This window comes from Corynebacterium argentoratense DSM 44202, assembly GCF_000590555.1.
In the GTDB taxonomy this organism is placed as follows: domain Bacteria; phylum Actinomycetota; class Actinomycetes; order Mycobacteriales; family Mycobacteriaceae; genus Corynebacterium; species Corynebacterium argentoratense.
Genome location: NC_022198.1, coordinates 1066851 through 1092871, shown reverse-complemented (window position 1 = coordinate 1092871; position 26021 = coordinate 1066851). Strand labels below are relative to the sequence as shown.

General features: G+C 58.8%; 23 protein-coding genes. 19 read left to right on the top strand and 4 right to left on the bottom strand.

Annotated elements, in window-relative coordinates; all coding sequences use genetic code 11:
* Nucleotides 1-52: 52 nt before the first annotated feature.
* On the top strand, nt 53-2992 hold the full coding sequence (locus tag CARG_RS05205) for a DEAD/DEAH box helicase (RefSeq protein WP_020976358.1): 2940 nt from the start codon (nt 53-55) through the stop codon (nt 2990-2992).
* Between the two features lie 21 nt (nt 2993-3013).
* On the opposite strand, the gene ypfJ is transcribed toward CARG_RS05205, so the two are convergent.
* Nucleotides 3014-3904 (bottom strand): KPN_02809 family neutral zinc metallopeptidase, encoded by an 891-nt coding sequence (gene ypfJ / locus CARG_RS05200; RefSeq protein ID WP_041747492.1) that lies wholly within the window; start codon nt 3902-3904, stop codon nt 3014-3016.
* Nucleotides 3905-4000: 96 nt separating this feature from the next.
* Here ypfJ and aspS point away from each other — a divergent pair, with 96 nt between their 5' ends.
* The 15 genes from aspS (at nt 4001) to nusB (ending at nt 20359) form a co-directional block, all read left to right on the top strand.
* The gene (aspS, locus tag CARG_RS05195) at nt 4001-5803 is read left to right on the top strand and encodes an aspartate--tRNA ligase (protein ID WP_020976356.1); all 1803 of its coding nucleotides are present in this window, start codon (nt 4001-4003) and stop codon (nt 5801-5803) included.
* Nucleotides 5804-5828: 25 nt separating this feature from the next.
* Nucleotides 5829-7166: a phosphotransferase family protein gene (locus CARG_RS05190; RefSeq protein ID WP_020976355.1), complete on the top strand. Its 1338-nt coding sequence runs from the start codon at nt 5829-5831 to the stop codon at nt 7164-7166.
* Nucleotides 7167-7197: 31 nt separating this feature from the next.
* Nucleotides 7198-8625: a replication-associated recombination protein A gene (locus CARG_RS05185; RefSeq protein WP_020976354.1), complete on the top strand. Its 1428-nt coding sequence runs from the start codon at nt 7198-7200 to the stop codon at nt 8623-8625.
* Between the two features lie 69 nt (nt 8626-8694).
* The gene (alaS, locus tag CARG_RS05180) at nt 8695-11385 is read left to right on the top strand and encodes an alanine--tRNA ligase (RefSeq protein WP_020976353.1); all 2691 of its coding nucleotides are present in this window, start codon (nt 8695-8697) and stop codon (nt 11383-11385) included.
* Between the two features lie 23 nt (nt 11386-11408).
* Nucleotides 11409-11948: a Holliday junction resolvase RuvX gene (gene ruvX, locus CARG_RS05175; protein ID WP_041747005.1), complete on the top strand. Its 540-nt coding sequence runs from the start codon at nt 11409-11411 to the stop codon at nt 11946-11948.
* Entirely contained in the window at nt 11941-13125 is a 1185-nt protein-coding gene (gene mltG / locus CARG_RS05170) for an endolytic transglycosylase MltG (RefSeq protein ID WP_020976351.1), read from the top strand. Before ruvX ends, mltG begins: the two co-directional genes overlap by 8 nt.
* Nucleotides 13126-13160: 35 nt before the next feature.
* Nucleotides 13161-14084: a shikimate dehydrogenase gene (locus tag CARG_RS05165; RefSeq protein ID WP_020976350.1), complete on the top strand. Its 924-nt coding sequence runs from the start codon at nt 13161-13163 to the stop codon at nt 14082-14084.
* 3 nt (nt 14085-14087) lie between these two features.
* Nucleotides 14088-14621: a prepilin peptidase gene (locus CARG_RS05160; protein ID WP_020976349.1), complete on the top strand. Its 534-nt coding sequence runs from the start codon at nt 14088-14090 to the stop codon at nt 14619-14621.
* Nucleotides 14622-14626: 5 nt separating this feature from the next.
* The gene (gene aroC / locus CARG_RS05155; RefSeq protein WP_020976348.1) at nt 14627-15847 is read left to right on the top strand and encodes a chorismate synthase; all 1221 of its coding nucleotides are present in this window, start codon (nt 14627-14629) and stop codon (nt 15845-15847) included.
* Between the two features lie 22 nt (nt 15848-15869).
* Nucleotides 15870-16424, top strand: a complete 555-nt coding sequence (locus CARG_RS05150; protein ID WP_052331902.1) for a shikimate kinase — start codon at nt 15870-15872, stop codon at nt 16422-16424.
* Nucleotides 16411-17487, top strand: coding sequence for a 3-dehydroquinate synthase (gene aroB / locus CARG_RS05145; protein ID WP_020976346.1), 1077 nt, complete (start codon nt 16411-16413; stop codon nt 17485-17487). Before CARG_RS05150 ends, aroB begins: the two co-directional genes overlap by 14 nt.
* Nucleotides 17488-17531: 44 nt before the next feature.
* Nucleotides 17532-17969, top strand: a complete 438-nt coding sequence (aroQ, locus tag CARG_RS05140; protein WP_020976345.1) for a type II 3-dehydroquinate dehydratase — start codon at nt 17532-17534, stop codon at nt 17967-17969.
* Between the two features lie 40 nt (nt 17970-18009).
* On the top strand, nt 18010-19122 hold the full coding sequence (locus CARG_RS05135) for an aminopeptidase P family protein (protein WP_236620133.1): 1113 nt from the start codon (nt 18010-18012) through the stop codon (nt 19120-19122).
* A gap of 47 nt (nt 19123-19169) precedes the next feature.
* Nucleotides 19170-19733, top strand: a complete 564-nt coding sequence (gene efp / locus CARG_RS05130) for an elongation factor P (RefSeq protein ID WP_020976343.1) — start codon at nt 19170-19172, stop codon at nt 19731-19733.
* A gap of 17 nt (nt 19734-19750) precedes the next feature.
* The gene (nusB, locus tag CARG_RS05125; RefSeq protein ID WP_020976342.1) at nt 19751-20359 is read left to right on the top strand and encodes a transcription antitermination factor NusB; all 609 of its coding nucleotides are present in this window, start codon (nt 19751-19753) and stop codon (nt 20357-20359) included.
* A gap of 82 nt (nt 20360-20441) precedes the next feature.
* Here the strand turns inward: nusB and CARG_RS05120 are convergent, their stop codons facing one another.
* The 3 genes from CARG_RS05120 to CARG_RS05110 are packed head-to-tail and all read right to left on the bottom strand — an operon-like array spanning nt 20442 to nt 22883.
* Nucleotides 20442-20939, bottom strand: coding sequence for a YbjN domain-containing protein (locus CARG_RS05120; protein WP_020976341.1), 498 nt, complete (start codon nt 20937-20939; stop codon nt 20442-20444).
* A gap of 5 nt (nt 20940-20944) precedes the next feature.
* The gene (locus CARG_RS09640) at nt 20945-21439 is read right to left on the bottom strand and encodes a YbjN domain-containing protein (RefSeq protein ID WP_020976340.1); all 495 of its coding nucleotides are present in this window, start codon (nt 21437-21439) and stop codon (nt 20945-20947) included.
* The gene (locus CARG_RS05110) at nt 21429-22883 is read right to left on the bottom strand and encodes a TIGR01777 family oxidoreductase (RefSeq protein ID WP_020976339.1); all 1455 of its coding nucleotides are present in this window, start codon (nt 22881-22883) and stop codon (nt 21429-21431) included. Before CARG_RS05110 ends, CARG_RS09640 begins: the two co-directional genes overlap by 11 nt.
* Nucleotides 22884-23027: 144 nt before the next feature.
* Here CARG_RS05110 and pyrR point away from each other — a divergent pair, with 144 nt between their 5' ends.
* The 3 genes from pyrR to CARG_RS05095 are packed head-to-tail and all read left to right on the top strand — an operon-like array spanning nt 23028 to nt 26019.
* On the top strand, nt 23028-23645 hold the full coding sequence (gene pyrR, locus CARG_RS05105) for a bifunctional pyr operon transcriptional regulator/uracil phosphoribosyltransferase PyrR (protein WP_020976338.1): 618 nt from the start codon (nt 23028-23030) through the stop codon (nt 23643-23645).
* Nucleotides 23645-24598 (top strand): aspartate carbamoyltransferase catalytic subunit, encoded by a 954-nt coding sequence (locus tag CARG_RS05100; RefSeq protein ID WP_020976337.1) that lies wholly within the window; start codon nt 23645-23647, stop codon nt 24596-24598. Before pyrR ends, CARG_RS05100 begins: the two co-directional genes overlap by 1 nt.
* A 2-nt stretch (nt 24599-24600) precedes the next feature.
* Nucleotides 24601-26019: a dihydroorotase gene (locus tag CARG_RS05095; RefSeq protein WP_020976336.1), complete on the top strand. Its 1419-nt coding sequence runs from the start codon at nt 24601-24603 to the stop codon at nt 26017-26019.
* Nucleotides 26020-26021: the final 2 nt, after the last annotated feature.

Here is a 26021-nt window from a genome sequence, read left to right as displayed (position 1 = left end):
CTTAGGCGCCAATCGCCAATGCTGCAACGCCTGCTGGCACAATAGTGAAGATATGAGCACTTTTAACCGAGCGGAATTGCAGCAGATCCGCGAGCAGGCCCAAACAATCCTCAGCAATCGCGCGGAAGCAACTGCGGTTGTGGGGGAGCTGCAGCGCAACCCGCTGCCTGCGGCACTGCAGCAGCGACGTCGCGTCGGAAACGATAGTGCAAGCATCGAGGTCATTGCCCCCTGGGAGGTGACGTGGCCAGATTCCCTCTACGCACGAGTTGAGCTGGAACAGGGCAGTGTCGCCGGTTCAGGTGCCAATGTGGAGGTCGCTGTAAACATACTGAAAGCGTTTATCGAGCAGACCGCCGGAGTGCCGCGGCTAGTCGACGATCTGTCTGCCGCCGACACCGTCGGAATGAAGATTCCCCAGGTGCTCCGCGGCTTCATCCCCGATGATGTTCTTGACGCTAATGATTTCAAAGGCGCAGCCACACGGGGGTTGTCATGGTTGACCGGCTCCAGCAGCTCCAAGAAGCGTTCCCGCACCATCAGGTCTTCAGGTTCGCGGTCCGGTGTCGCAGTGGCCCAGGCTGCTGCATCGCAACTCACTTACCTGATGGGTAATCCCTCTTTCCGCAGTACAGATGACGCTGCAGTTAGGGTGCTTGAGCTCGTTCGGCGCTCGAAAGAGATGCAGCGCAGGGTACCCCCTACTCCCATTCCCAGTGCTGACAGCTTAGGACCTACCTTCCAAGCAGCAGCCGCTCAAAGTCTTGGCACCGCGGTTGATAATCCGGACGTTGCCATCGAAGCCTTACCACTGGATTCAGCTGGGCAGGTCGTCCAGCAGTTGGCTGAATTGGCAGCATCACCAGATTCGGAAGCCCGGCTCAAGTCCGAGGCCGAAGCTGTGCTGAAGCAACTCTATGAGCAGAACGCAATGATACTGATGGAGCAACTGCCCCTCGATGCACTGAAGGCTGTCACTAACGAACGTCTGCGCTTTGACGGTCTCGACGCGATTTCTGTGCGCACGGTAGCGGATGTTTTACGCACGCCCACCCCAACGCTCATGAATGCACACGGTGTGGGGGAGCAGACTGCCAAACGGATGCGTGCTGCGGCGACCACCTTGTTCAAAGAGGCGTCGTCGACCGGCAGCCAGGCAACGAGCTTGAGTAACCTCGCCGATCACACGTCGCAGGTATCTCCATCAGCTGAAGCGACCGCTTTGCTCCGCATTCTGGCGCGTTTCGAGCAGGTAAACAGCCTTGATCCTGTGCAGCGGGAGCGTCGCATGCGTTTGCAACGCTATTTCTTCGGTTTGCGCCCCGATCAACTACTCGCTAGTGGATCTTCGCACCTGTGGGTGTTGTCGCACGGACATGGTGCGCTGGAGCAGTTTTACGATGATCTTTTGTGGGCTCGCAGTAACACCGGGTTGTTGGCTGCCCGTAGCGCTGTGGATCCGGGGATAGGGGTGTGGCATGACTACCGTACTAATCCGGCACGATTCCAGCATCTGTTGGCATTGCTTCTTGACGAGCCCGGGCGGGCCGAAGAGGATGGCACCGTCCTTCATGACGCCGCCATCGTTGACCGGATACGCAGCTTGGAGCTTGATACGCGACTGCTCAAGGACTTGTTCTTGCGTGGCTATCAGTCGTATGGTGCCCGTTTTGCCTTGGTGCAGAAAAAGACAGTGCTGGGCGACGAGATGGGCCTGGGTAAGACAGTACAGGCGATCGCGTTTGCAGCACACGTGTGCGCCACAGAGGCAGTACCGGAGCTCAGTAGCCCAGTGGCTGGCGCTTCAGGGGCTCCGGATTGGTCCGGGGTGGTGTTGCCGCGGGTGCTGGTGGTGTGCCCCGCGTCGGTGATTATCAACTGGGTGCGCGAGGTTGCGAAGTTTAGCTACATGCCCGTGTTCAAGGCTCATGGTGACACTAAGGATGCTGCCGTGGCCGCATGGTTATCCCAGGGTGGAGTGCTGGTGTGTTCCTTCACGGGTTCGCGGACGCTGCCGTTGGAGGGTGTGCGTTGCGTTATTGTTGATGAGGCGCACTATGTCAAGAACCCGGAGGTTAAGCGCAGCCTTCGGGTAGCAGAGCTTGTCGAGGATGCTGAATATGCGCTGTTGATGACTGGCACTCCGCTAGAAAACCGGGTGGAGGAGTTTGTCACCTTGGTGCGCTATGTGCAGCCCGAGTTGCTTAAACGGGGTATGGGCTCGATGGGGGCGGAGGACTTCCGTGCGGCTGTGGCGCCGGCCTATTTGCGTCGCAATCAGGCGGATGTTCTCGATGAGTTGCCGGATCGTGAGGATTCGATCGACTGGGTGGAGTTAAGTGATAGTGATGACGCCGCGTATAGGCAGGCGGTGGCGGCGGGTCATTGGATGCAGATGCGCCAAGCGGCCTACCTGGGCGATGGTGCATGCGCGAAGGTCGAACGCATCGCTGAGATTTGTAGTCAGGCGGGGGAGCACGGCCGCAAGGTGTTGGTGTTTAGCTTCTTCTTGGAGCCGCTGAATCGCATCGCACAGGAGCTTGAATCCGCTAGTGGTGTTGAAGTTATTGGGCGGATTTCTGGCTCGCAGTCGCCGGCTGCTCGGCAGGAGCTTGTTGATGCTTTTACGCAGTTTGATGGTCCGTGTGTTCTACTCTCCCAGGTTCAGGCCGGGGGCGTTGGTTTGAACATTCAGGCGGCGAGCGTGGTCGTTATTGCAGAGCCGCAGATTAAGCCTTCTGCGGAGGCTCAGGCGATTGCCCGCGCTTATCGTATGGGGCAGGTGATGAGTGTGCAGGTGCACCGGATTGCTGCTGCGGATACTGTCGACGAGCGCATCATGGAGATCTTGAAGGTTAAGTCGCAGGCTTTTGATGAGTTTGCTCGTGAGTCTGTGTCTGCGGATATTGATGACGCCGTGGATGTGTCGGAAGGCAAACTCGCTCGGGAGATCATTGCTGCCGAGCGAGAGCGTTTAGGGCTCCAACCCTAGGTCGGTGCTAGTTCGCTTAGATCAGTTGTAGACGCCGCGGTTGAAGAAGTCACAGGATGACATCTTCCCGCTGGTGTAGCCGGCGAGGAATGCTTGTTGGCGCTGCTCTGAGCTTCCGTGTGTGAACATGTCGGGTCGTACTTTGCCGCTGGTGCGTTGCTGAATGTTGTCGTCGCCGACGGCGCGGGCTGTGGTTACCGCATCGTAGACTTGCGCTTCGCTGACGGCTTCAAGGAAGGCGTCTTGTCCCTTGTCCGCATAGTGGGCCCAGATGCCTGCGTAGCAGTCAGCTTGTAGTTCCACTTTGACTGCGGCGGAGTCTGCGCCGGGATTGTTGTAGTCGCTTAGTCCTAGGGTGCCTTCGATATTTTGGATGTGGTGGCCGAATTCGTGGGCGACGATGTATTCCTGGGCGAATGGGGCGTCTTTACCGCCGAGCTGCTTGAGTTGGTCGAAGAAGCTCGTATCAAAGTAGGCGGTGCGGTCGCCGGGGCAGTAGAACGGGCCGGTGGCGGAACTGGCTGCGCCGCAAGCTGTCTGGGTTGCACCCTTGAACAATGTGAGGCCTGGTTCGGTGTACTTCAGCTGCGCTTGTTGCGGTAACTGACTAGACCACACCTGGTCTAATGACGCCGCGGTGAACCACAGGCGGCAGTCGTTGAATGTGTTTGCGTCGGCACCTGTTTGGCAGTGATCGAAGGTTGAGGTATCCCCGGAGTCTACTTCGGCTGGGCCAGATTGTTGCTGGTTGGAACCGAGGATCTGGTCGAGATCTGCCGGGTTACCACCCATCAATAAAAACAGCCCCACTAGCACGAGTGTGCCGATGCCGCCGCCCGCTGCAAGTTTTACCCCACCGCCACCGCCGGATATATTGCGGGTCGGCCGATTGAGGTCACCACGAAAAGTCATAAGCGTAAGCATATCAACCACCTATGCGCTCAGAGGTGTTGTCCGTGCGGTAGGGTGGTGCGTTAGTGTTCATTTTGTGTGAAAGGAAGTAACTACGTGCTGCGCACCCATCTTGCAGGCGAGCTGCGGAAAGAAACAGCAGGCCAGTCCGTCACCCTGACCGGCTGGGTTTCCCGACGCCGCGACCACGGCGGCGTCATCTTTATTGATCTTCGAGATCGTTCGGGTGTCGCACAGGTTGTGTTCCGTAACTCCGAGGTCGCCGAGGCCGCACACCACCTGCGTAGCGAATACTGCATTCGAGTGACCGGTGTGGTCGAGCTGCGTCCGGAGGGGTCTGAGAACCCAAACTTGAGCTCCGGCGATGTCGAGGTCAACGTTACTGATCTTGAAGTTCTTAACGAGTCGACCGCGCTGCCCTTCCAAATCGAAGATGGTTACTCCGGTGAGGTGGGGGAGGAAACCCGCTTGAAGTACCGCTACCTCGACTTGCGTCGGCCTGCTCAGGCGGAAGCCCTCCGTCTGCGTTCCGCCGTGAACCGCGCGGCACGCGCAGTGCTGGACAACCACGACTTCACAGAGATTGAGACTCCCACGCTCACCCGCTCCACTCCCGAGGGTGCCCGTGACTTCCTGGTACCTGCACGGCTTAAGCCCGGCACTTTCTACGCGCTACCCCAGTCGCCTCAGCTGTTCAAGCAGTTGCTGATGGTTGCCGGCATGGAGCGTTACTACCAAATCGCCCGCTGCTACCGCGATGAAGACTTCCGTGCCGACCGCCAGCCGGAGTTCACCCAGCTTGATATCGAGATGAGTTTCGTGGACCAGGAGGATGTCATCGCCCTGGCGGAAGAGATCCTCAAGTCCCTGTGGGCGCTCATCGGCTACGACATTGCCACGCCGATTCCTCGCATGACCTACGCCGATGCGATGCGTCTGTACGGCTCCGACAAGCCCGACCTGCGTTTCGATATCAAGATTGTCGAGTGCACCGAGTTCTTCAAGGACACCACGTTCCGCGTGTTCCAAAACGATTATGTTGGCGCTGTCGTCATGGAGAACGGCGCGTCCCAGCCTCGCCGTCAGCTCGATGCTTGGCAGGAATGGGCTAAGCAGCGCGGAGCCAAGGGCCTGGCCTACATCCTCGTCGGCGAAGACGGCGAATTGGCTGGCCCGGTAGCAAAAAACATCACCGAGCAGGAACGCGCAGGCATTGCAGAGCATGTGGGTGCCAAGCCTGGCGACTGCATATTCTTCGCCGCTGGCGATGCAAAGTCCTCCCGTGCGCTGCTTGGTGCTGCCCGCGGCGAGATCGCCCGTAAGCTCGATCTGATTAAGGATGGCGATTGGGCCTTCACGTGGGTAGTCGATGCCCCAATGTTCGAGCCCTCCGCTGACGCCACTGCGTCCGGTGACGTTGCACTTGGCCACTCTAAGTGGACTGCGGTGCACCACGCGTTCACTTCCCCCAAGCCCGAGTCTCTGGACAACTTCGACACCGACCCCGGTTCTGCGCTGGCCTACGCTTACGACATCGTGTGCAACGGTAACGAGATCGGTGGCGGCTCGATTCGTATCCACCAGCGCGATGTGCAAGAGCGCGTCTTCAAAGTCATGGGCATCACCGAAGAGGAAGCCCGTGAAAAGTTCGGATTCCTTCTCGATGCTTTCGCTTTTGGTGCACCCCCTCACGGCGGCATTGCCTTCGGTTGGGACCGTATCGTCAGCCTGCTCGGTGGTTTCGAGTCCATCCGCGACGTCATTGCCTTCCCGAAGTCCGGTGGCGGTGTTGATCCTCTCACCGATGCGCCCGCTCAGATTACCCCTGAGCAGCGTAAAGAATCTGGTATCGACGCGCGCCCCAAGGCCGCCAAAAAGGAAACCCCTCAGCCTCAGTAGGTTGGATTAAATCAAGGGTGTTGATGTGAGTTCTCTTCCTTCCTCCGAGCAGATCGCTGCGATCGCTCGCCAATTATTGAGCGAGCGCTATGGCGAAGACGTCATTTTCAATGACGTCGCTGAACTGACGGGATCATCCTCGTCGGTGGTGCTCCGCGCGAAGGTGGCCCCGACGGCAGTGCTTCAGCAGCGTTCGATTGTCATTAAGTACAGCCCTGCATCTGGTGATCCGCTTGATGACGCCGCGTTGATTCGGGAGGTTGTGTCCTACCAGTTCACCACGGCGTTGCCCGAGGACGTTCGGCCTGGGCCGGTACTGCTGGCTTACGATATTGACCACCGGATTTTGGTGATCTCCGACGCCGGCGAGGCCGATACTTTTGACCACCTGCTCGACATTGAAGACCCTTCTGCCCGCGTGGCTCTGCTGCGGACCTTGGGACAGGCCGTCGGACGTATGCATGCGGGTACGGCCCAAAGGGAGCAGAACTTCGACATCCTGCTCAGCCGTATGCTGCAGCGTTACCCGGATACGAGGGAGCTTCACGAGCTTCGCGACGCTTCTTTGCTGGGGGCAATTGACGTCGGAATCGACTTGCTTAAAGCTTCGCAGGTTGAGATAAGCCCTACTGTTGTCACCTTGGCGCAGCAGGCTAAGCGCCGACTCTCTAGTGGCCAGCACAGGGCGTTCACGCCTTTCGATCTGTCACCAGACAACATCATTTACGCCGACCGTACCGGCGCCGAGCGTAGCGCGGTGGAGCGCGTGAAGTTCCTTGATTACGAATGGGCAGGATTCCGTGACGCCACGTTCGACGTGGCATGCGTCATCGCCGGGTTCCCCCAATACTTGTTTAGCCGAACCCTCAATGCCGAAGAATCCGACGCGTTCATTCGCTCATGGGCTGACGCGGTGCGGGGATTGTGGCCGAACGTTGACAATCGCGAGCGGCTTAATGCGCGCATCATCACCGCGCTGCTCGGGTGGGCCTTCGCCAGCGTGTCGTACCTGTATTACGGATCCATGTCCCAGTTGGTCAATCAGATGTCTTCCTCTTCCCAGGTGCAGTCCGGGCAGGCCGGAGACATCCCCTCTGCACAAGCCGAGGCCCTCGCCACCGCCACCTACGCTCTTGATGACGTTGACTACGATATCTTGATCGGCGGCTCCCTTGATTCGGTACTGAACGAGGGTGGAGATGCCCGCAAGGATCTTCACGAGACTTTCGCCGCCATCGTTACTTTCGCACGTCGGTGTGCGGAGGAGCCTGCTGGTGACGACGTAGTGCTGCATGGGCAATTTCTCGAGGTTGCCGATTTCGCCGCTGTTGTGTGCGCGCGTCTAGAGCAGCTGCGCTCATAGACGCCTGCCGGGAGGACAAGGAGGGCTCGACATGAACACTCGCAATGGCGGCCGTGCCAGCGAAGACGATCTTTTCGGATCAACGTTGGCACAGCCCGACCAGCCTGGCGGGTCAGCACCACGAGGTTCTGCCCACCAATTTTTCTCCGCCGGTGCGAATGCGCCGTTGGCCGCCCGGATGCGACCTCGCACCATCGACGAGGTGGTCGGTCAAGAGCACATCCTCGGTCCGGGGAAGCCCCTGCGTCGCCTCATCGAGGGAGCAGGCGACACGTCAGTGATTCTGTATGGTCCCCCGGGCACGGGTAAAACCACTCTGGCGTCGTTGGTGAGTTCCGCTACCGGCCGTAGTTTCGTCGCGTTGTCTGCGTTGAATTCTGGCGTCAAGGAGGTTCGCGAGGTCATTGAGGACGCTCGTCGACGTTTGATCCACGGCGAACAAACTGTGCTGTTCATCGACGAGATCCACCGCTTCAGCAAAAACCAACAGGACGCCTTACTGGGCGCTGTCGAAAACCGTACGGTTCTGCTTGTAGCTGCTACGACTGAGAACCCGAGTTTTGCGGTCGTTTCGCCATTGTTGTCTCGTAGCTTGTTGTTGCAGCTGCATTCTCTTGACTCCGACGCCGTGGGCAAGGTGCTCGACCGCGCGGTGGTCGATGAGCGCGGGCTTGGCGGCGCTGTGTCCCTCGATCCGGCTGCGCGCGATCACATCATTGCTTTATCCGGTGGAGACGCGCGACGCAGCTTGACGTATTTAGAGGCGATCGCCGAGACCGTGATGAGCAGTTGGGATTCCAGTGATGCTTCCGGCCCCATTATTACGGTCGAGGACGTTCGTTCCGGGATTAACAAGGCGGTCGTGCGTTACGACCGCGACGGCGATCAGCACTATGACGTCGTGAGCGCCTTCATCAAATCCATTCGGGGAAGCGACGTTGACGCCGCGTTGCATTATCTTGCGCGAATGATTGAGGCTGGAGAGGATCCCCGCTTCATCGCGCGCAGGCTTGTTGTTCAGGCCAGCGAAGACATCGGCTTGGCCGATCCCACTGCATTGACCACTGCGGTCGCAGCTATGCAGGCGGCTCAGTTTGTGGGGTTGCCCGAGGCGCGCCTTAGCCTCACTCAAGCAACAATTCACTTGGCGACGGCACCTAAGTCGAACGCGGTGATCGCCGCGATCGATTCCGCAATCGCCGACGTGCGACAAGGCCTTGTTGGGCCTGTTCCTCCTCACTTGCGCGATGGCCACTATGAGGGGGCGCAGCGATTAGGCAACGCCCAGGGCTACGTTTATCCCCACGATGACCCACGCGGCGTTGTTGCTCAACAATACTTGCCGACGCAGCCTGTGGAGCTCCATGAACGCACCTATTACACCCCGACCGGCAGGGGGAACGAAGCCACACTGACAAGCATCATTGGGCGCGTTAGGCGTATCATTCGCGGACACTAGAGGTATACGGGGTAGAGTAGTGCCGTTATATGTTGGCAACGACCTACCCCAAAGCGAGGACTATTCGCCGTGCAGACCCATGAGATCCGGGAACGCTTTATCCAACACTTCGTTAAGGCTGGACACCAGGAGGTCCCCAGTGCCTCCCTCATCCTTGACGACCCGAACCTTCTGTTCGTCAACGCCGGCATGGTGCCTTTCAAGCCCTACTTCCTCGGCCAGCAAAACCCGCCTTTCCCTAACGGCACCGCCACAAGCATTCAAAAATGTGTCCGTACCCTGGACATCGAAGAAGTAGGCATCACCACCCGCCACAACACTTTCTTCCAGATGGCCGGTAACTTTTCCTTCGGGCAGTACTTCAAGGAAGGCGCAATCACCCATGCGTGGGGACTTCTGACTGGCAGCCTTGAAGAAGGCGGTTTCGGCCTCGACCCGGAGCGCCTGTGGGTCACGGTTTACCTCGACGACGACGAGGCGGCGGACATTTGGGAAAAGAAGATCGGACTGCCGGCCGATCGCATCCAACGCCTCGGAATGGCCGACAACTACTGGTCCATGGGAATCCCCGGCCCCTGCGGCCCTTGCTCGGAAATTTATTATGACCGTGGTCCTGAATACGGTAAAGAAGGTGGCCCGATCGCCGACGATAACCGATACATGGAGATTTGGAACCTCGTGTTCATGCAGAATGAACGCGGTGAAGGTATCGGTAAAGACAATTTCGAAATTCTCGGCCCGCTGCCGAAGAAGAACATTGATACCGGTCTTGGCGTGGAACGTGTCGCCTGCATTCTGCAGAATGTAGATAACGTGTACGAAACCGACCTTCTGCGTCCCGTCATCGAGGAGGCTGAGAAATTGACCGGTTCTACATACGGCGCCAAGCATGAAGACGATATCCGCTTCCGTGTGATCGCTGATCACTCGCGCACCGCGATGATGCTTATCCTTGACGGCGTTGTTCCCGGTAACGAAGGGCGCGGTTACATCCTCCGTCGTCTGCTGCGTCGCATCATTCGCTCCGCGCGCCTGCTCGGTGCACAGGGGGCGACGATGAATCAGTTCATCACCACCATCATGGACACCATGACGCCGTCCTATCCGGAGATCGCCGACAACCGCGAACGCATCCTCCAGGTCGCCGTTAACGAAGAAAAGGCCTTCCTGCGTACGCTCGAATCCGGCACGCATCTGTTTGAGCAGGTTGCATCCGCCACATCGGCCGAAGGTCGCAACGTGGTTCCCGGTGAGCAAGCGTTTACCCTTCACGACACTTATGGCTTCCCGATCGACCTCACGATGGAGATGGCAGCAGAAGCTGGGCTCACCGTTGACCGTGACGGCTTCGAAAAACTCATGGCCGAACAGGTCGCCCGCGCTAAGGCAGACTCCCGCGCCAAGAAGCATGGCCACACGGATCTCAGCCTGTACCGCGAATGGGTAGATGAGCATCCCACTCGCTTTGTCGGATTCGATACGCTCAGCAATGACGCACGCGTATTGGGCCTAGTCAAGGGCGGTGCGAAGACCTCCGAGGTGACCGCCGGCGACGAGGTTGAGGTCATCCTGGATGAATCTTCGCTGTACGCGGAAGCCGGTGGCCAGTTGGGCGACCGAGGGCTCATCTGTACTGGCGACGGACTAGTCCGCATCAACGACGTTCAAAAAATCGGTAAAAAGCTGTGGATTCACAAGGGCATCGTTGAAGACGGCCATCTGGAGGTTGGCCACCAGGTGCGCGCTGAGGTTGACCCCGCGTGGCGTCACGCAGCACGCCAGGCGCACTCGGGCACACACCTGATCCACGCGGCGCTTCGCCAGGTGCTTGGACCCACTGCGGTGCAGGCGGGTTCTTTAAACAAACCGGGTTACCTACGCTTCGACTTCAACTATGCGGAAGCGTTGACGCCTTCGCAGCTTGAAGAGATTCAGTCCATCACCAACCAGGCTGTCGATACCGACTACGACGTCAACACCATCGAGACCTCACTGGAAGAGGCCAAGGCCATGGGTGCAATGGCACTGTTTGGTGAGAACTACGGCGACATCGTGCGCGTGGTCGAAATCGGTGGTCCGTTCTCTATGGAACTGTGTGGCGGAACCCACGTGGCTCATTCTTCACAGATCGGCCCTGTGGCAGTGCTGGGTGAGAGCTCCGTCGCGTCAGGTGTTCGCCGCATCGAGGCGTATTCTGGCCTGTATTCCTTCGACTACCTCGCCAAGGAACGCGCACTGGTCAGTGGTGTAGCCGGCATGCTGAAGACCCCCAGCGAAGAGCTACCCGAGCGCATTGCGCAGCTGACGGACAAGTTGAAGGCTGCAGAGAAGAAGATCGCTGAGCTTGGTCGCCAGCAGTTGCTCTCCCAAGCATCCCGCTACCTGGATGACGCACGAGTGGTAGGCAACGTCACCTTGGTTTCTGCGATCGTCGAAAACGCCGCAGACGCCGGCGATCTTCGTCAGCTCGCTACCGACCTGAAGGGACGTTTAGCTGCTCGCAACGATACCGCCGTGATCGTGCTCGGATCCAACAACGGCGACAAGCTCCCCTTCGTAGTTGCGGCAACTCCCGCTGCTGTCGAAGCAGGAGTCAAGTCCGGTGACTTGGTCAAGCTCGTGGGTGGTTACGTCAATGGTCGTGGCGGCGGTAAGCCTGACATGGCCCAAGGCTCCGGTTCCGCAGCAGGCATTGATGATGTTTCTGCGGCCTTCCGCACAGCTTTTGATGCGGTCGCAGACGCACTCGCCGCCTACTAGTCGCAACCCGAGGATGCTTGAAGATGAGCCGAGGCCGTAAGCACACGTTCCCAACTGCCGACACCCCCGGAATAGACGACCCAGGTAGGGGCCGGAGGGTCGGCATCGACGTGGGCTCCGTGCGCATCGGCGTAGCCTATTCCGATCGGGATTGCTTGATGGCTAACCCGCTTGAAACCGTCCAGGCAGGGTCCCAAGCCGCCGATCGCGTGGCCGAACTTATCTGCACCTACGAGGCAGTTGAGGTAATTATCGGCCTGCCGTGCACATTGAAAGGGCGCGGTTCTGACAGCGTCACCAAGGCTGTCGAGTTTGCTGATGCTTTGAGCACAGCACTCGAGCAGCGTGGTGCACGGCCCATACCTTTCCGATTTGCAGATGAGCGCCTGACGACCGTGATCGCCAAACAAGCCCTCAGAACATCTGGCCGCAATCAAAAGAAGGGCCGGGCGGTCATCGACCAGATCGCAGCTACTGCCATCTTGCAGCATTGGCTGGATTCTCGTTCCCGTTATCTCGCGCAACAGTCCACCACGGAAAGGTCCATCGATACCCATGAATAGCAACTCGCCCAAGCGCCATTCGATCAGTATGCATCCAGTTCATGTGAAGCGGCGGCAGCGCGGCCTCGCGGTGATTATCGCTACCCTCATCGTGCTTATCGGCGCGACGATCTACATTGCAGTGGAGCGTTCCAGCGTGAGAAACCCTGGTGACTTTGAAGGTGATGGCAATGGGGTAGTGGAGATGGTCGAAATCGAACCAGGTTCCTCTGTTAGTGCCGTCGGCCCCGAGCTCGAACAGCGTGGGATCGTCAAGTCCAACGCAGCTTTCCAAAGTGCTGCCGCAAATGAACCGAAGGCAGCACAGCTGCCGCCAGGGGTGTACCGACTGCAACAGCAGATGTCTGCTGCCGCTGCGGTGGCCGCTTTTGTTAACCCGGCCAACAGGGTGCAGTCTCTGGATATCGCCAATGGTGCCACCCTCATGGATGTGCGTGTGGTCGGAGGCAGTGTACGGCCGGGGATCTTCAGCCAAATCCACGACGTCATGTGTGCCCAATCGCCAGATAATTGCTTCAGTGTCGATGAACTCGAAGACGTCGCTGCCAACGTCGACCCTGCTGAACTCGGCGCACCACAATGGGCCCACGATAAAGTTCGAGCCCAAGGTGCCAACCCCCGCCGTCTGGAGGGGTTGATTGAGCCAGGTGAGTACGTGCTATCGCCCAACTCAACTGCGCAGGAGGTCCTTACGCAACTGCTGACTGCCTCCACCAAGTCCTACAACGAGACAAACATCCTGGAGCGCGCGCAGACCATCGGCTTGACCCCCTACGAGTTGTTGACCGCGGCGTCATTGGTGGAGCGTGAAGCCCCTGCGGGAGACTTCGGCAAGGTTGCCCGCGTGATCCTCAACCGCTTGGACGAGGACATGCAACTGGAATTCGACTCGACGGTTAACTACGACCTCGAAGACCAAGAGGTAGCCACCACTGACGAGGATCGGGCCCGCGAGACCCCGTGGAATACCTACGCCAAGGTGGGCCTGCCGGATACTCCGATCGCTTCTCCTTCCTTGGATGCTATTAAGGCGATGGAAAACCCGGCCGATGGCGACTGGCTGTTCTTCGTCACTGTTGATCAGAAAGGCACGACGGAATTTAACCGCACCTTTGAAGAGCACCAGCAGGACATGCAAAAGTCAATCGACAACGGTGTGTTGGATTCCAATCGCTAAGGTCTTTAGCGTCGGCGGCAGGATACACTTTTGTCATGTCGACAGCCTCTGATGATCTTTTTCATTTGATGACGCCGCGTCGAGCTGCGGTGCTCGGTAGCCCTATTGCGCACTCACTATCGCCGCTGCTGCATAACGCCGGCTATGCAGCTGCGGGCATTGATTCCCAGTGGTCGTATGGTCGGGTAGAGCACACAGGGGAGGGACTCTCGGGTTTCCTTGAGGGGCTCGGGCAAGGGGTTCGGGGCCTGTCTGTGACCATGCCGGCAAAATTCGCCGCTTTGGAGTGCGCCGATTGCGTCAGTGATGTGGCCCGTACAGTTGGTGCTGCGAACACTCTGGTGCGGGATGGCTCGGGGTGGTTTGCCACCAATACTGACGTCGCGGGCGTACGGGGCGCGATTGAGGAACTCTGGTCGGGTGCTGAGGGCGAGGCTTCGCGAGATATGGAAGGCTCCCGTGTCGTGGTCATTGGTGGGGGCGGAACGGTCAGGCCGGTGTTGTACAGCCTGGGCAATGATTTCGGCGTTGCCGAAGTCGACGTCATTAATCGAAGCGATAAGTCCGATGATTTGCGTGACGTTGTTGAGGCCGCCGGGCTGCGGATGCGTTTCCATACCTTCGATGAACTGTGGTCGGACGCTCCAGGGCCCTCGCAGGACCAACAGGGGTTGACGGAGTTGGTCAGGGGAGCGGCACTGGTTGTCTCCACGGTGCCCTCCGTGGCGTTGCAGGGTATGGAGCAGGCCTTGGCGCAGGCGCCGGTTTTCGATGTGATCTACGACCCGTGGCCTACCCCTCTGGTGCTCGCGGCGCGGGCAGCTGGGTGGGCAGCGGTGGGGGGTCACGCGATGCTTGCCCACCAGGCCTTTGAGCAATTCGAGTTGTTCACGGGCGTGGATGCCCCGCGGGTTGAGATGCGTGCAGCTTTGGATCACCACCTGGGCACTGCGGAGTAGTTCGTGGATGTTCCTGGGTGGGTGATGGTGGGGGCGGCGACCTGCGTGGTGGTGTGGGCCGTTGTGCTCAGCGCATATGACATCATGCGCCGGCGTTTACCGAATATCGGAACATACACTGGGGCGATTGTCGCGCTCGTTGTGTCTGTGGGCACGGGCAATCCACGCTGGCTGCTTGGCGGCCTGGTGTGGGCTGGCCTGTACGCGTTGATGCGCGCTCTGAGCCGCCTGCGCAGGCGCGTACGCAGGAGTGCTCGGTCTGCTCGCCGCGCCGCGGCATATTCGGCTGCGTTCGGCGCAGGGGACATTAAATTGGGCTTCTCTACCGGCACTTTGGCCGCAGCCGTATCACCCGAGGCCGTGTTTGTGGCCATCGTTGTTGCGCAACTGCTGACGGTCCTTGTGGGTGTAGTGACGCGCAGGGCAACGGTCGCTCACGGACCGATGATGCTGCTGGCTGCACTGGGGGTGGCGGCTTATGGTTTGGGGTGGGGAGCCCCCATTGATGCACTCGCTCCCGGCTTCGTGAGACAATAGCGCACATGCTTCGATGGACAACTGCCGGCGAATCGCACGGACAAGCACTCATCACCACGATCGAACACATGCCCGCAGGTGTTCCCATTACCCGCGAGGACATCTCGTACCAGCTTGCGCGCCGCAAGTTGGGTTATGGGCGTGGTGCTCGCATGAAGTTTGAGGCCGATGAGCTCACCCTTCTGGCGGGCATTCGTCACGGCCTGACCTTGGGCAGCCCCATTGCGATCATGATCGGTAACACCGAGTGGCCCAAGTGGACGACCATCATGTCGCCCGACCCGATCGACATGAAGGACGCTGAGGTCCGCGCGGCGATGGAATCTGGACGCGGGGCGTCGCTGACACGGCCTCGGCCGGGGCATGCTGATTTTTCCGGCATGCTGAAGTACGGCTTTGACGAGGCCCGCCCAGTGTTGGAGCGCGCATCTGCCCGCGAGACCGCCGCCCGTGTTGCTGCGGCAACAGTCGCTCGCAATTTTTTGCGGGAGGCTTTGGGCGTCGAGGTTTTCAGCCACGTGTTGTCTATCGGCCGCTCTGAGCCCTATTCCGGTCCGACCCCGACTTTTGATCTGCTTGAAGTCATCGATAATTCACCGGTGCGTGCCGCAGATGCTGTGGCGGAGCAATCCATGGTGGAGCAGATCGAGGCTGCGAAGAAGGCCGGGGACACCCTCGGTGGCATTGTTGAGGTTGTCGTTGATGGCCTGCCGATTGGGCTGGGTTCGCATATCAGCGGCGAGGATCGTCTGGATGCACAGCTTGCTGCCGCAGTTATGGGCATCCAAGCCATTAAGGGCGTCGAGATCGGCGACGGTTTCGAGGAAGCGCGTCGTCGTGGTTCTGAGGCTCATGACGAAATGGTGCGTACTGATGACGCCGCGTCGGTTACGCGACTAACGAACCGTGCAGGCGGGCTGGAAGGTGGAATGACCAATGGTCAGCCCCTTATCGTGCGTGCTGCGATGAAGCCTATTTCCACGGTGCCACGCGCGTTGAAGACGGTGGATATGGCCACTGGGCAGCCTGCTTCCGCGATTCATCAGCGCTCTGATGTGTGCGCGGTTCCTGCCGCTGGTGTTGTGGCGGAGGCAATGGTTGCGTTGGTGCTGGCGCGCGCTGTGCTAGCCAAGTTTGGTGGCGACAGCCTTGCTGAAATCCGCCGGAACATTAATAGCTATCTTGAGGAAACTCATCGTCGTCTCCGTTTCGACAACGGTGTATAGGTTCTCCTAGGAGTGATGGAAGATGCCTAAACCTATAGTGGTGTTGGTCGGCATGCCGGGTTCTGGCAAGACGACTATTGGTCGTCGTTTGGCCACCGCGCTTAATGTCGCCTGTGTTGATTCTGATGTGTTGATCGAGCGGCGTTTTTCCTCCCCCTGCTCCGAGGTTTTTAGTTCTTTGGGCGAGGAGAAATTCCGTGAGGTCGAAGCAGAAGTTATCGCTGAGGCCCTGACGATGGGCGGTGTGTTGTCCTTAGGCGGCGGGGCGGTGCTTACTGAACGCACCCGTGAATTGTTGTTGGATCATGACGTCGCGTGGATTGATGTCAGCGTGGAGGAAGGCGTGCGCCGTACAGCCAACGACACTTCCCGTCCGGTCTTGGCGGCCGATGATCCTGAGGCTCGCTACCGGATGCTCCACGAACAGCGTCGTCCCTTGTATTCCTCCGTTTCGGGTTACCGCGTGCGCACTGATGGCAAGCGGCCCCAGGCAATTGTTGCCGATATTCTTGCGCATCTTGACGCAGTGAAAGACTCACAAAAGGATTCAGTAAAGGACGGCCATGTCGATCGTTAACGTTAGCTCCGCTTCGCCCTACGAGGTTGTTATTGAGCATGGCCTGGCTCCGCGCATCGCTGAATGTGCTGCCAAGGCACCGGGTGCAACCAAGGTGGCTATTATTCATCAGCCGGGGGGAGCTACCGATCTATTGTTCCGTCTAAAGGCTGCGATTGAACAGTGCGGCTTGGAATGCCATATGCTGCCAATCCCCGACGCAGAGGCTGCGAAGACCGTCAGCACGTGCGCAACCCTGTGGGACGCTTTGGGTGCTGCAAACTTTGGGCGACGCGACGTCATTATTGGTTTCGGTGGGGGAGCAGCCACAGACCTTGCTGGTTTCGTCGCTGCAACCTGGATGCGTGGAATCAAGGTGATCCAGGTCCCGACCACGCTGCTTGCAATGGTTGACGCCGCGGTCGGCGGCAAGACAGGAATCAACACTGCGGCAGGTAAAAACCTGGTCGGCTCCTTCCACGAACCCTATGCGGTGTTCATTGACCTGGATGCTATTGCAACCCTCCCGAAGGAAGAACTCGTTGCTGGTTCGGCGGAGATTATCAAGACCGGTTTCATCGCTGACCCCGTGATCCTGGAACGCTACGAAACCGATCCGCAGGCCTGCTTGCGTGTTGACGGCTACCTGCCAGAACTGATTGAGCGCAGTGTGGCGGTCAAGGCCAGTGTTGTGGCGAGCGACCTGAAGGAATCGGGCCTTCGGGAAATCCTGAACTATGGCCACACGTTTGGGCACGCTGTCGAACTGCGCGAACAGTTCCAATGGCGTCACGGTCGTGCTGTCGCCGTAGGCATGATGTTTGTGGCCAACCTTGCGCATGGCCGCGGCTTGATCGACGACGCTTTGCTGCAGCGACACCGAACACTGCTCCAGGGGATAGGGCTGCCCACCACCTACGAGCAAGGCTGCTTCGATGAGCTACTAAACGCAATGGGACGTGATAAGAAGAACCGCGATGGACACATCCGTTTCGTTGCACTGACCGATGTCGGCGAAACCACCCGCATTGAGGACGCCAACCTCGACGAACTTCGCAACGCTTACGCGGCCTTAGCCGACTGACCCACACATACGCCCGTGAACATTTTCCAGTGTTAAGGAACCGCATGCTGATTTACGTACTCAATGGACCAAACCTCGACCGGTTGGGCAAGCGCCAGCCGGACATCTACGGCACCACCACCCTTGAGGACGTCCTCGAGGGGATGCAGCAGCGCGCCGAAGAGCTTGGCGCGGAGCTCGTCTGCGTGCAAAGCAATCACGAGGGCGTCTTGATCGACGCCGTGCATGAGGCTGCCGACAAGCAGGCTGCGGTGATCATCAACCCCGGCGGCTTTACACACACGTCGGTCGCGCTGCGGGATGCGCTGGCGGAGATCGCTGACGGTCAGGGTTTTGTGGAGGTGCATATCTCCAATGTGCACGCCCGCGAACCCTTCCGCCACCACAGTTACCTGAGCCCGATCGCCCGCGCAGTGATCGCTGGATGCGGCACCCAGGGATATGAGTTAGCATTGCGTTACTTATGTGCCGACGCTAACTAGTGCACCACTAGCCCGCACTTTAGCCACAACCTCTGAAAGAATGGACCCCACGATGACGATGCTTGCAGACACCCGCTTTTCCAACCGCAGGCGTGCCCTCGCCGCGCAATTGGCTGCGTTACGGATCGACACAGTGCTGGTGACGCACCTCAAACACGTTCGCTACCTGTCTAACTTCAGCGGTTCCAATGGGGCCGTGCTGCTCAACAAAGACCTCTCCGCAACAATCGCGACCGATGGCCGCTACCTGACCCAGATCGAAGAAGAGGTTCCAGACCTCGAAAAAGTCATCGCAACCAAGGCTGTTGACCTGGAATTGCTCAGCAGGATCACCGGGCCGCGTAGGGTCGCATTCGAGGCAGATTTCGTCAGCGTCAAACAACTCGAGGCACTACAAGAGGCTGCACCCGAGGACATCACACTGGTCCCGATTTCCGGTGTCATCGAAGAAATCCGCCTGCGCAAAGATCCCTTGGAGCTAGAGCGCCTGCGGGGTGTCGCAGCACTCGCATCTCAGGCTTTCGAAGACATGTTGGCCGCTGGCGAAGTAGCTGCGGGCCGTAGCGAACGCCAGGTAGCTGCCGACCTCGAGTACCGGATGCGAGTACTCGGTGCCGAGCACCCTAGTTTCGACACCATCGTCGCCTCGGGACCTAACTCCGCCAAGCCCCACCACGGGGCGGGCGACCGAATCCTGGAACAAGGCGACCTTGTCACAATCGACTTCGGCGCACACGATCGCGGTTTCAACTCGGATATGACTCGCACCCTTGCTATCGGCCAACCCGACCCATTCCTGAAGGAAATTTATGACGTCGTGCTGGCCGCTCAGCTTGCCGGCGTTGAGGCGTCCACTCCCGGAACGCCGCTGACGGACGTTGACGCGGCAGCCCGCGACGTCATCAATGATGCAGGTTATGGCGAGTATTTCGTGCACTCCACCGGACATGGCATTGGGCTGGACGTACACGAAGCGCCCTATGCTTCGAACCGCAAAGGTACCAGCGAGCTCGAACCAGGTATGACGCTGACCATCGAACCCGGGATTTACGTGCCCGGCCGCGGGGGAGTCCGCATTGAGGACACCCTGATCATTCGGGAAGGTGCACCGGAAATCATCACGAAAGTCGGCAAAGAGCTGCGCATCGTGTAGAGTAGCGTCTTGGTTTTTTAATACTTATATAGAGGGAGTTTCAGCCAGTGGCAACCACCGCCGACTTCAAAAACGGTCTCGTGCTTAAGATCGACAACAAGCTTCAGCAGATCATCGAATTCCAGCATGTCAAGCCGGGTAAAGGTCCCGCTTTCGTGCGCACCAAGCTCAAGGACGTTGTCTCCGGCAAGGTGACCGACAAGACCTTCAATGCTGGTGTGAAGGTAGAGACCGCAACGGTTGACCGCCGCGACATGCAGTACCTCTACAACGATGGCACCAGCTTCGTCGTCATGGACACCAAGACCTACGAGCAGATCGAACTAGCACCCCACCTCTTCGGTGACGCCGGCCGATTCCTCCTCGAAGAGACCACCGTCCAGGTTTCCTTCCACGAAGGTGAACCCCTTTTCGCTGAGCTCCCGATCTCCGTCGAGCTCAAGGTCGAACACACCGACCCCGGCCTGCAGGGTGACCGCTCGACTGGCGGTACCAAGCCCGCTACCCTCGAGACCGGTGCAGAGATTCAGGTTCCGCTGTTCATCGAAACCGGCAACGTTTTGAAGGTTGACACCCGCACGGGTGAGTACCTCTCCCGCGTGAACAACTAAGCGTGGAGAATTCACAGGTGGATCAACAGTCCAGCCGCGTTCCGCGGCAACGCCGCCGGGGCTCACGCTACCGTGCCCGCGCGCACGCAGTCGAGATTGTCTATGAAGCGGAACTTCGCGATATCGACCCTGTGGCTATCGTTCAGGATCGCGAGACCCTGTCTTCGCTTCCGATTCCCGAAACAGCTCCAGTCCGTCCCTACACCCGGGAGATCGTGACCGGTGTAGCTACTCAGCTGGATGCTGTGGACGACGCTATTTCGACGCACTTGTCCGCTGAGTGGACTCTGGAACGCATCCCCGCCATGGACCGCGCTATCCTGCGCGTGTGCGCCTGGGAGTTGCTGTACAACGACGAGGTCGATGCTGCGGTGTCGCTGACCGAAGCCGTGGAGCTGGCTACCCAGTACTCCACCGTGGTCGCCCCTGACTACGTCAATGCTGTGCTCGATGCCATGGCTAAGCGTAGTGATGAGGTTTTGGATGCCCGTGCTCTGAATACTGTCACTGAGCTCCCTGGTGAGTTTGAGGCAGATGATGTTGAGCTCGTCGAGTCCGCTGCAGAATCCGAACCGGTCGTCGATTCTGGCCACTTTGAGGCAGAGGTTCAACCTAGCGCTGAATAACGCGCATGGAGAAGGGCCCTGGTTAGTTGAGGAACTAGCCAGGGCCCTTCAGCGTGTTGTGGCCTGCACAGGCGGCATTGCCTTAGTCGGCTGCGCGTAGTGCCTGCATAGCTTGTTCTAAGCGCTGTTGGATCAGCAGCGTGCAGTCAACGCTCGAGCGCAAGGCTTGGGTTAGCTGTTGATCATTCATCCCGGCACCGATGATAGTTTCTCGTTCAACCCGAAGCAGGAGGTTGTCTGCCCTGTCGAAAATGCAGCATTTCGCGCCGAACTCCATTGCGTTAGCTTGGTTGCATGCCAGGTAGGGGACAGGGTCGCCTTCTTGGCTCGGGATGTCTAACTGGCGGTCTGCCCTAACAACGAGGAATGCGCCACCCATGAGCGCGAAGCACATGTTGTACCCGTTGAGGTTTGCCGTGGCCACTTGGGCATGCATGGCCTCTGGGGCATCGGGTTGTTCAACCTCGTGTGTGTGAAGCGTCACTCCGAAGTTTCCCATGACATCGCACAGACCTTGCATGGTGACTTCGACGTTTCCTGGAGAGCTTGCTGCGCTGGGCTTAGCGTGAGAGTCAGTCATGGTTTTTACTGTCCTTTAACATCAGCGGCATTGATGGCGTTCGGTAGTTGGGTTTCTAGCCATGCACAGCACCGCCGACCAAGTTCGATCGTGGTAGTGATGAAAGCTCCGAGTTGATTGTCACTTAACCCCGCATCCACGATCGCTGAACGATGCATCCGCAATGCGAGGTAACCTGCGTGGTCCCCACCAGGTTCAATGAAATGCAATGCTGGGGTGATGTTGTGGAGGTTCCACTCGTTACATGCCGCTAGAACAAGGGGAGCATCTTGTGTGGGAACAGCACTAGACCATACGGCTTCGCTGACCAGCTGCTGGGGTTGCTGCGGAATGTCTAGAACGGAAAAGCCGAAGGTTGCTTCCGGGTACGCGTAGGCCACGGTGCTTCCGTTGAGTGTTGCGGTGACGCCTAGCTTGTATGTGAACGCTCGAATGCGCTCAGCATCTACTGGAGTGCAAGCATCGGGGTGGGCGCTATCATTGGTGGAGTTAGTCGGCATCGTTGCTTCCTTGATCGTTGTTCAGCAGTTCCTGGCCGCCCAGCTCGTGGGCGAGGCAGGTTTCAATGGCGCTGTGTCTGAATTCGTGTCCTAGTTCTAGGTAGCGGGATGGAAGCACACGCTGGTTGGCCAACGCGAGTTCTTCTGCACCTTCGGTTCCCAGGAGCAGCTTGGGCCCGATCGAGGGAATCGGGATGATCGTTGGACGATTGAGCTCGGCACCAAGTGCGGACACCATCTTGGTATTGGGCACGGGATTGGGGGCGGTAGCGTTGACTGGCCCCTCAATCGCGGGGTCTATGGCTGCCCGCAGGTAAATATCTGTCAGATCATCTAAGCTGATCCAAGAAAACCATGGGTTCCGCTCTCCGAAAGGCCCGCCTAAACCGGCGCTGAAGAGCATTTTGAGTACTGCTAGCACTCCGCCGTTGGCTGCCAGAATAACGCCAGTGCGAATGTTGACGACGCGTTTACCGGCTTCCCGGGCGGGCTCGCAGGCGTCTTCCCAGTCTTGAACCATTGTGGCAAGAAAACCCTCGCCAGCCGAAGAGTCTTCGCTGAGTTTTTCTTCGCCCCTGTCTGCACCGTAGAAACCGATCGAACTGGCGCACACCATCGTGGCGCAGCGAGGGCTAGATGCGACGACTTCAGCGAGCTTGGAGGTGGGATACACCCGGGAATCGTAGATGGCTTTTTTATGCTCATCGTTGAAACGGCCTAGCAGTGGTTCCCCGGCTAGGTGGACAAGGACGTCGACATCATCAAGAAGATCTGGGTCGGGGCGCTGGGGGGTCCAATGGCGTTGTCCGGGTTTGGCATCGCCTCGAACCAGCTGAATGACTTTGTGCCCGGCTGTGGTGAGTTGAGCTGTCAGTGCGCGGCCAACTAAACCCCGCGAGCCGGTGACAGCAACGGTCAGCGGTCGAAGTCTGCGATTATCGGGTAGACCCAGTGACAATACAGAGGGCAGTGCCTCGGAGTCAGTTGAGGGATCAGCGTACATAGACTCTGGCGCGGTCGCGTTGATTCGCGCTAGAGCGTTAAGGTCGCCGAGCAGTGCGTGCTGGCGGAAGGCAAACAGGCTCTTGAGTGCCCGTGCCGGTACTCGCGTGCTCACGCTGTCGGTGATCGTGGTGCCGCTGGGGCCTTCATCTTTAAACGTGTGGACGTGGCGCCACTGGGAAAAAAGCTTGATTGGAGCACTAGTGCAGACATCGACGAATTGATGGCCTTTTCGGTAGCCGGCTAATTCGTGCTGTGCGTCCCACACAAGCCCAGCTGGCAGACTGAATCGCGTGAGGCCGCTGGCCAGGTTGTCTGCTTGTTGAACCGGCTGCATAGGCACGTTGCGTGGGGTTAGCCTGACGACTGCCCCCGGCATGCTGTGCCAGTCCCATACGATGGTGCGCGGGTAGGGGATGAAGTGGCTGGTTTCAATACTCACCCCACCCATTGTGCACGAAAGCGTGCGGGGCGTGGGCAGGCACACATAAACTTGGGGTGGTTAGAGTGCGCCCGTGCTGATAATGTTGGAGACTGTCAGACATCCTTTAACGGACCGCACTGAGAGGCGGGGAAGGAGGTCACGATGAGCGACATTGAACGTGTCGATGTCACAGAGCTGCTGTCTGCAGATGATGTGTCTCGGACGATCGCGCGCATCGCGCACCAGATTATAGAAAAGACTGCTCTCGACGCCCACGGCGCTGGGAAGGTCGTGTTGTTGGGTATTCCCTCTGCGGGTGTTCCCTTGGCTCGCCGTTTGGCGGACAGAATTTCGGAATTTTCGGGGGTGGATGTTCCGACCGGGGCAATTGATGTCACGTTGTATCGTGACGATCTGCGTTCAAAACCCCACCGGGCTCTGCGGCCGACGCACATCCCGGATTGTGGAGTGGATGGTACCACGGTCGTGTTGGTCGATGACGTGCTGTATTCGGGGCGCACAATTCGCGCAGCCTTGGATGCCCTGCGTGACGAGGGACGTCCTGAAGAGATCCAGCTTGCTGTACTGGTGGATCGGGGGCACCGCCAGCTGCCGATCCGCGCAGATTACGTGGGCAAAAACATACCCACGTCCCGTACTGAGGACGTCGAAGTCCGCCTGGAAGAAATCGATGGTGATGACGCCGTGGTGCTGTTGCGGCACTCCACACAATCGGCCGGCGATAGCTGTGAGGCACAACAGAATCGAGAACAATTCTGATGAAACACCTGCTAAACATTGGGGATCTGTCAGCCGATGAAATCATCGGGTTGATGGATGAGGCCGATCGCTTCCGCGAGGCTTTGTCAGATCGGGAGGTTAAGAAGCTGCCGACCTTGCGGGGCCGCACGATCTTTACCCTCTTCTACGAAAATTCGACGCGTACCCGTTCCTCCTTTGAAACCGCTGGAAAGTGGATGAGCGCAGATGTGATCAACATTTCTGCCTCATCTTCCTCGGTGAAAAAAGGCGAGTCCCTTAAAGACACTGGGCTGACGTTGCGCTCTATTGGCGCAGACGCGATTATCATCCGCCACCCTTCTTCCGGTGCCGCCCAGCAATTGTCTGAGTGGGTTGTAGACCCAGCGACAGGCGTGGGACCGAGCGTGATTAACGCCGGTGATGGCGCGCACCAGCATCCGACTCAGGCTTTGCTCGACGCGGTCACCATGCGTCAGCGTCTCGGCCGCATAGAGGGACTCAAGGTAGTTATTGTCGGCGATTGCTTGCATTCGCGGGTTGTTCGTTCCAACGTTGACCTTTTGACTACCCTCGGCGCGGAAGTCGTGCTGGTTGCACCCCCGACGTTGATGCCCGCTGGAGTGGATACCTGGCCGGTGCGCACCAGTTTCGACATGGACTCCGAGTTGCATGACGCCGATGTGGTGATGATGTTGCGTGTGCAGCAGGAGCGCATGCTGGGTGGTTTCTTCCCCTCACATCGCGAATACGCAACGCTGTATGGGCTGTCCAAAGAGCGTTTGGCGCGCCTGCAGCCACACGCTGTGGTGATGCACCCCGGCCCCATGCTGCGCGGTATGGAAATTAACTACGCGGTGGCTGACGCCCCGCAGTCTGCAGTGCTGCAACAGGTAAACAATGGCGTACATGTCCGCATGGCCGTGTTGTTTAGCTTGCTTGTCGGCGGAAACACCAGCGAAGGGACCTTCTAGTAATGAACACAGCAGATTCGCAACTAGGCGGCAAGAGCACCGCCGACAACGCAGCATCCTACCCAGCTACTGGTACCTTGGCTGCCCCCTTTGCCGGCACCGTGTTGATCCGTAACGTTAAACCCTACGGCGAGACCGACGGCGTCAATATTGTCATCGAAGACGGCGTGATCACTGATGTTGACGCCGCGTCGGATACTCAGGCTGATCGTGTTGTCGAAGGCAATGGCGCGGTGTTGCTGCCAGGCCTAGTCGATATTCACGTCCACCTCCGGGAACCAGGTCGGGAAGACACCGAAACCATCGCAACCGGTTCCGCAGCTGCAGCCAAGGGTGGATTCACAGCCGTGTTCACTATGGCCAACACCATCCCCGTCATGGACCAGCCGATTATCGCGGAATCCGTGTGGGCCAAAGGCCAACAGATTGGACTGTGCGACGTTCACCCCGTCGGCTCCATTACTAAAGGTCTGCAAGGTAAAGAGCTCACTGAGTTCGGAATGATGGCGCGCTCCGAAGCCAAGGTGCGCATGTTCTCTGACGACGGCGTCTGCGTGGCTAACCCCCAGCTCATGCGCCGCGCGATTGAGTATTCCCGCGCTGCCGATGTGTTGCTCGCCCAACACTGCGAAGAACCCCACCTGACTGAGGGGGCGGTAGCTCACGAAGGTGACATGGCGGCCCGCCTGGGTCTTCGAGGCTGGCCACGTGCTGCTGAAGAAATGATCGTCGCCCGCGACGCGCTTCTCGGCCGAGACTACGGGGGCCGCGTACATATCTGTCATGCCTCCACTACGGGAACCGTTGAACTCCTCAAATGGGCCAAGAGCCAAGGCATCTCCTTGACCGCTGAGGTGACACCGCACCACCTCATTCTCACCGACCAGCGCCTAGACACCTACGATGGCGTCAATCGCGTCAACCCACCCCTGCGTGAAGAGCACGACACCATCGCTCTGCGCGAAGCGCTGCTTGACGGCACCATCGACTGCGTTGCAACCGACCACGCACCCCACGGCAGTGAAGACAAGTGCTGCGAATTCGAAAAGGCGCGCCCCGGCATGCTCGGGCTAGAAACCTCGCTGGCCATCATCGCTGACCTCTTCGTCAAGCAGGGGCTTGCCGACTGGCGTTTCGTAGCAAAGGTCATGTCCGAGCGGCCCGCCGAAATCGTCCGCCTTCCCGGCCATGGTCGCCCGATTGCAGTGGGCGAGCCAGCCAATCTCACCCTCGTCGACCCCAACCACACGTGGGTTGCTAACGGCGAAGACATGCGATCAAAGTCCAACAACACGCCTTACGAGGGCATGGAATTTAGCACCCGCGTCACCGCCACGTTGCTTCGCGGACACGTGACATACAGCCTCGAAGACGACCAGCAGACTCAGGCCTCAGCTGAACCGCGAGTAGAAGGAAAATAGCA

Coding starts and splice junctions, on each gene's coding strand:
- aroQ (WP_020976345.1), top strand. CDS start 17,532: ATGCTGATTTACGTACTCAATGGACCAAACCTCGACCGGTTGGGCAAG.
- CARG_RS05165 (WP_020976350.1), top strand. CDS start 13,161: ATGTCGACAGCCTCTGATGATCTTTTTCATTTGATGACGCCGCGTCGA.
- CARG_RS05205 (WP_020976358.1), top strand. CDS start 53: ATGAGCACTTTTAACCGAGCGGAATTGCAGCAGATCCGCGAGCAGGCC.
- CARG_RS05100 (WP_020976337.1), top strand. CDS start 23,645: ATGAAACACCTGCTAAACATTGGGGATCTGTCAGCCGATGAAATCATC.
- CARG_RS09640 (WP_020976340.1), bottom strand. CDS start 21,439: ATGCCGACTAACTCCACCAATGATAGCGCCCACCCCGATGCTTGCACT.
- aroC (WP_020976348.1), top strand. CDS start 14,627: ATGCTTCGATGGACAACTGCCGGCGAATCGCACGGACAAGCACTCATC.
- ruvX (WP_041747005.1), top strand. CDS start 11,409: ATGAGCCGAGGCCGTAAGCACACGTTCCCAACTGCCGACACCCCCGGA.
- mltG (WP_020976351.1), top strand. CDS start 11,941: ATGAATAGCAACTCGCCCAAGCGCCATTCGATCAGTATGCATCCAGTT.
- pyrR (WP_020976338.1), top strand. CDS start 23,028: ATGAGCGACATTGAACGTGTCGATGTCACAGAGCTGCTGTCTGCAGAT.
- CARG_RS05135 (WP_236620133.1), top strand. CDS start 18,010: ATGGACCCCACGATGACGATGCTTGCAGACACCCGCTTTTCCAACCGC.
- CARG_RS05095 (WP_020976336.1), top strand. CDS start 24,601: ATGAACACAGCAGATTCGCAACTAGGCGGCAAGAGCACCGCCGACAAC.
- CARG_RS05120 (WP_020976341.1), bottom strand. CDS start 20,939: ATGACTGACTCTCACGCTAAGCCCAGCGCAGCAAGCTCTCCAGGAAAC.
- CARG_RS05150 (WP_052331902.1), top strand. CDS start 15,870: ATGCCTAAACCTATAGTGGTGTTGGTCGGCATGCCGGGTTCTGGCAAG.
- ypfJ (WP_041747492.1), bottom strand. CDS start 3,904: ATGACTTTTCGTGGTGACCTCAATCGGCCGACCCGCAATATATCCGGC.
- aroB (WP_020976346.1), top strand. CDS start 16,411: ATGTCGATCGTTAACGTTAGCTCCGCTTCGCCCTACGAGGTTGTTATT.
- CARG_RS05185 (WP_020976354.1), top strand. CDS start 7,198: ATGAACACTCGCAATGGCGGCCGTGCCAGCGAAGACGATCTTTTCGGA.